This is a genomic window from Acidithiobacillus sp. TH-A36 (genome assembly GCF_057473445.1).
Genome location: NZ_JBYCKP010000227.1, coordinates 1 through 5,507 on the forward strand (window position 1 = coordinate 1; position 5,507 = coordinate 5,507).

The window sequence follows — 5,507 nt, forward strand, 5'->3', positions numbered from 1 at the left end:
ATGTCGGTCAGTTGGGTGTCAGCGGCGGTTACGTGTATGTCCCTGCCGGTCAAGGCTCCACCCTACCCGTGGGCGCTTTCCAATCGTTCTTCCACTCCACCAGCAAGACGGGTATCAATGGGATCGTTTTTGATTTGATTATGGGCGCAATTGCAGCGGTAACAGGAGGCGCTGCAATAGGAGGCTTACTCGGAACCATTGGAAGCTTTGGCGCAGGTTTTGTCACGGGCATGCTGTACGATGTTGCTAGTCAAGGCACCCCAGGATTTACCACAATCCAAGAGCACCTTATCGGCGGAAACTGCGGTAAACACAATCATGCCTGCATCAGTGGCGCGCCCACCACAATGAACGCCGCTTATACGGCAGCGCAAGCATTTGATGGGATGCAGGAGGGCTATGTCAATCAGGACACAAACCCCACACAGCAAACCGGCCAGTGGGATTATGTTCCACAATCTTCTCAGGAAATTGAGCAGTCACCTGGCACAGTGCAAGGCGGTTTTGGTCAGGGGTATAACGAAAATACCATCAAACCCGATGAAGCTGCCAAGGGCGAAACATTGCAACAGCTTGGCAGTCAGGGGACCAAAAACAGTAGCGGCTACTATAACTTCGGCCAGAGCAACATCTCCGGACTACCGAGCGGATCACCTGGCTAACAGACTAGAAATTATAGAGTTTATATCAAAAAATGGGCTACTAATCAGCGCCTATATAACTCATCGCTGGATTAAAGCATGCAAAAAACGATTATCGCTCACAATGTCATTAATAGCTGTATTAAGCAGTTTTTTTGATGCTATCCCAGCGCCGCCAATAGCATATCTCCCAAGAGGAAACTTTTTTATGATGAAGATATGAGAAAAAAGTATTTTTCCCGTGTTGTTACACACTTTTACACCTATAACTGAAGTCCCGGTGTAATCTTGAGTGATCAATCCATTTGATTCATCAGCCATAAAATGTTTGACAACTAGAACAATCTTGCGTTGATATCCGTTATTCCGGATGATAAACCCTTTGTCACGCAAAGCTACATTCAACGCACCTATGAAATCTTTTTCTACGTTAGAATAGACTCCTGCCATCTTGATACCAAAACCATCCCGTTTATAACTTACTTCGTTTTTATTCTTTTTGTCGTTGCTCACTAGGGTTTTTATTGCAACGCTACTGGCACCTGCTAACTTTTGCTCATAGGTATCAGTATATGTGGGATGGACAGATGCTGGCATAAATGCACACCCCGTCAGCGCGAAGGCTCCGGCGAATGCGGCGAGCTTGGCGGCGGTTTTGATGTTCGTGTTCATGATGAAATCTCTCCTTAGTCGGTCATCATGGGGTTATTGTATCATGGTGATCTTTCGGCTTAGGGTTTTTGGTCCAGGACAAAGAACGATACTGCATTATCAGCTTTTAGGCATCTTCTCAAGCCGTCCGGCTTGGCGGCGCATACCAGTGAAAATCGGATCGGATACTGAGTTTGGGAAATCTGGTGGCAAAATTTGCTGCAGGTTCTCCATCACTGCTGGCACACTGTCAATGACCTCTTGGACGACATCCTCGAAGTCCGTGCCCAAGGCATTCCGTTTTGCCGTGGCGTTCCAATGCCGACGCTGGATATCCACTAACCGGTAATGCAGATTTTTGCCGCCACGCACTCCCATGGCAAGTTTGAGTTTTCGCTCGTCGAGCAGGTTGTGTCCAGCACCAGTATGGGGCCATGCCGATAGGATGTCATACAGTGGTGCGAGTTCGAAAAATCCACCACGCCGGAGAAGAATACTGAAGTTTTTCGCATGTCCATCAGGCGCGCCCAGTAGCCAGAAAATCAGTTGCGTCTTTAGAAAGTCGCGGCGATCGATTTCAGCACGGGAACTGCCGCGAAGAATATCCAGAATGGCGTCCATCCCAGGACCTCCGTCGTTCTGGTACTTCTTCGCCGCAGGGACGCCTAATGCCTGACAAAGGTCCTCTTGGGGCAGGCGAGCCCACCATGTTCCCTGCCATTGGCGATCAAAGCGCGTGACGACCAGTACCTGATGCCGACCGAATCGCTCAATGCGAGAATGCGCAACCGGGATTCCAAATGCTTGGATGATGCGTGCGCAAAGCCATTCGTTTTCAACTGATGTCGTCAGGTCAATGCCGGCCGGTACTCGTCCTATGGGCAATTTGAGGATATGCGTGGTCGGTGTGTTGCCGTGTGGAAGACACCACCGCCCCTCATGCACCAGCAGCGCGATCTTATCTTGGGCTCCCGCTAACGAGATGCGAAACTCCTCATCTACCAGGCGATACGGCATGCGGGCAACAGCGGAGTCCAGTAAGCGCTCGACTGCTTTCTCGTCCAGCGGATCGGCCAGCACTTTGTGAACGTCTGGTGGGACAGATCCGACAGGGACAAGTTGGATGGCACCGGCGCAATCACGACCGATCTGCTCAAGTAAATCAAAAGCACGGTCAGCCCTTGCCCCGAACTGCTCAGCTATTCGCTGCCGGGTATTCGGATTTTCGGGGAGAAGGTTGTCGAAAAATGATTCCACGACGTCACCACGAAACGGTGTCGTCCCTTGCGCCAAAGGCAAGGACAGCGATATCGGGCGCCTTTGATCGTGTTGTAGCCATGTCTGCGCATACGCAAAGAGATGGTTTGTGCGTGTCACCGACCATGTACCGACCAGAACTCCGTTCATCCATAGTTCGAGAGCTTTGGATGAACGGCTCGGATTCACCATGACGCCTCTCCGGTATCCGCGATGGCGTCCCCTTCTGCGTCCAGGGTGCGCACATGGAGCTTGGCTCCTAGCGCCATGAGCACGGTCAAAATCTGATCCAAGGAAACTTGCTCTGGATGAGCCTCGATGGCGGAAATGCGTTTTTGAGACAGACCCAACTTCTCACCAAGCCTTTTTTGCGTGAGACTGCGCTCCAGCCGTAAGCGTTTCAACATAGAAGAGAAATCAGCAATTGTCGTAATGGGCGTATCCAAGGGCAGCACTCGCAAAGAAGAGTAGAAAAGAAATACCACAAATTACGGGTATGTAGCATATACTCGTAATCAGGAGTGCGCAATATTGAGCCTTGCCCAATATAAAATGCGTCTGGAGCGAGCAACAACGCAAGCGGGTCACGTCATCGTTATGCACGTCGATATTGCCTGACACTTCAAGTCACAGAAGAACCGGCAGCGTCAGTTTCGCGGCTTGCTCTACCCTTCCCCGTTCAACATTTCGCATCTCTAACCACTTATCATTCCAGACAGCAGGTACGCTCCGCCGCCCCAGACGGTTACCCACAATATGGCTCCTATGGCACTCCAAAGGGCAAAGGCAAAAAAAACCATTTCCGATGTGCCCGCTATATAACCCTGTAATTGGCGTAAGGGCACAATAAAACGCCCGCCGAGGACGACAGGCGCACCAAAGCGCAAGAAGAACCTATGCGCCTTGCCCACCATGATCGGTTTAATGCCCACATAGCGACCATAACGCAATAAGACCCTGTGACCGAACCGGTCACCTAACCAATAAGCCAAATACCCGCCCAAGGTGGCTGCAATCATTGCTACGGGCAGAACAGCCCATATCGAAAACATCCCTTTTGCAGAGAGGAATCCGGCAGCCACGATGGTTGCCTCACCGGGTGCAAATATCACCCCTGCACTCTCAATAAAAAGCAGGACAAATAACGCCAGCATTCCATAGGTCTTGAGGATTGGGCTTGCGGTATGAATCAAAACGACCAGCGTGGAAAGAAACCAATGTAGCATTAGCGGAGTTCCTAAGAATGACTGCGTCGTCACCCCTTAAAAACAAGGACGGCGAAGTGATGGGGAAACGGTCAGGCACGGTCACTTCGACCCCGATTCCGCTATTGTACTGCAATGCACAGCAAAGTCCGATATGCATTCCAGGGTCTTGAGTAGATCCACCATTGGAAGAGGGCTTATGGCACGGCAGGAATCCACCAGAAATATCTACCAGCAGAAGCCGAAACGCTGCTAGTTTGTCATTTCCAGGGCTACGCAAAAATAATCTGTCAAAAAACGATTTTCACATCGGGCCGGGATCAATTTGATCCCGCACCCTGGGCGCGAACGCACAAAAAACGCCAAAACAGCCGCCTTATGAGTGCGATAAGCCGCGTTTCTTTCGGGTACCATCCTCTCGTGACGCCTCTTTGGGCGGGTAACGTGCATAGAAAGCAAAAGGAAACCCCATGTCAAAACTCTCGAATGCGTTGAAAGTCGGTGCGCTCAGCCTTTCCATGATGGTTGCTACAGCCATCACAGTAGAGGCAGTCAATCTCCATTACTTCGGCAACTTTTTGACCATCAAAGCAGGCCATCAGCAAAACGCCCGTTGGATGATTAACGGAGAAATGCCCGTAGATGGCGGTTTCTTCACGTCAACCATAAAGGGTAAAACCATTATTGCTTATGCTTTCAAAGACAAAAGAAACTATCTTGTAGAGGCAAAGTATAGGCAGAACGGCAAGAATAGTCGGCCCTTTTTCGACAAAACGATAACAGCAAATACCTGGTCGGCGGGGCCGAATGATATAAGGGCTGAAGTGTATAGCACAGATTGGCAACAATCTTTCTGGCAATCCGGCCAATTCTTCCTGCACCAGCTAAGCGATGTGATCTAGTCATGGCATCCAGAAAACGCATAACAACGCTTTGCTTTTCAGATCCCCACAAAAATTCACATCTTATCGAAACAGATGTGAGGAACCTGGTGCTAGGACTGCATGGCAAAGCCTCCATACAATGCCTGGCATCCTGTCATGGGCATGGTTGGTGGAGATGGCTAAAACGCGAGCCATACCTTTATTTTCATGCAAGCGCCGAAGTAGTCGAATGGATTGCCGCTGTTATCGAAGTGATTCCCTTGTCAAGGCAGTGGAAGGTTACGGGAGCCATTCATCCGGAGCTCGGTTTGTGCTTCGCCTTGGACCCACTGGAACAAAGCCCATTTTTGGGCGGACACGCTAGCGACAAGAACGATCTGCATATCATGGCATGCCTCTTACCAGATCTCGTGTGTTTTCCACAGCTGAATCAAAGCACCTACAACGATAAAAAGAAAGCCGCCCAAGATCTGGTTCCTGCGTTTATTGAGAGGGTCGGGATGCTTGCACTGCGGGCACCTGTCTCCGGCACGCATCGAATCGCTCAAAGGATTACCGCACTCTTTGCAAGGTTTCAACACAAAAGCGCCTAACCTCATGATTATGGGCGGAGCGCTGCTGTAGGTCATCCTGCCTAAAATGAGGCCCCATATTCTCCAACCCGCTCCATCGTGATAGATTTTCATCATGAGCAATGTGCATCCATTCCCTACAGGCGGCCAATCAGCCAATCCGATCCGCAAAAAACGCAAACGGCTGACCGCCTATGGTCCGGCGCTGTTATTACCCAACATCGACGGCCACGCCGTAGACGTGCTCGACCGCATTATCCAGGCGGGCAGCCTATATCTCTCCCCTATCCAGGAAGC

The 5,507-nt window shown here is 50.5% G+C and carries 6 protein-coding genes and 2 pseudogenes; 4 read left to right on the forward strand and 4 right to left on the reverse strand.

The features are described from left to right. A pseudogene (locus AC2VLY_RS05915) lies at positions 1 to 662 on the forward strand (hypothetical protein); the annotation flags it as partial. A 60-nt stretch (positions 663 to 722) separates the two neighbouring features. Here the strand turns inward: AC2VLY_RS05915 and AC2VLY_RS05920 are convergent. The 4 genes from AC2VLY_RS05920 to AC2VLY_RS05935 form a co-directional block, all read right to left on the reverse strand. Next, positions 723 to 1,313 carry a YajG family lipoprotein gene (locus AC2VLY_RS05920; RefSeq protein ID WP_300254129.1) on the reverse strand — a complete coding sequence of 197 codons (591 nt, stop codon included), beginning with the start codon at positions 1,311 to 1,313 and terminating at the stop codon, positions 723 to 725. Positions 1,314 to 1,412: 99 nt separating this feature from the next. Beyond that, complete coding sequence (locus tag AC2VLY_RS05925; RefSeq protein WP_081576717.1) at positions 1,413 to 2,741, reverse strand: type II toxin-antitoxin system HipA family toxin; 1,329 nt, start codon at positions 2,739 to 2,741, stop codon at positions 1,413 to 1,415. Beyond that, a complete protein-coding gene (locus tag AC2VLY_RS05930; RefSeq protein WP_081576718.1) occupies positions 2,735 to 2,956 on the reverse strand; it encodes a helix-turn-helix transcriptional regulator in 222 nt (73 codons plus the stop codon). The genes AC2VLY_RS05925 and AC2VLY_RS05930 overlap by 7 nt, the downstream gene beginning before the upstream one ends. A 288-nt stretch (positions 2,957 to 3,244) precedes the next feature. Continuing rightward, positions 3,245 to 3,775, reverse strand: coding sequence for a DedA family protein (locus tag AC2VLY_RS05935; protein WP_142086175.1), 531 nt, complete (start codon positions 3,773 to 3,775; stop codon positions 3,245 to 3,247). Positions 3,776 to 4,224: 449 nt separating this feature from the next. On the opposite strand from AC2VLY_RS05935, the gene AC2VLY_RS05940 reads away from it, so the two are divergent. The 3 genes and pseudogenes from AC2VLY_RS05940 to AC2VLY_RS05950 all read left to right on the forward strand — a co-directional run. Further along, on the forward strand, positions 4,225 to 4,656 hold the full coding sequence (locus AC2VLY_RS05940; protein ID WP_031573515.1) for a hypothetical protein: 432 nt from the start codon (positions 4,225 to 4,227) through the stop codon (positions 4,654 to 4,656). 2 nt (positions 4,657 to 4,658) lie between these two features. Continuing rightward, positions 4,659 to 5,231 (forward strand): hypothetical protein, encoded by a 573-nt coding sequence (locus tag AC2VLY_RS05945; RefSeq protein WP_486892430.1) that lies wholly within the window; start codon positions 4,659 to 4,661, stop codon positions 5,229 to 5,231. Between the two features lie 94 nt (positions 5,232 to 5,325). Then, positions 5,326 to 5,507: pseudogene (locus AC2VLY_RS05950) on the forward strand (hypothetical protein); the annotation flags it as partial.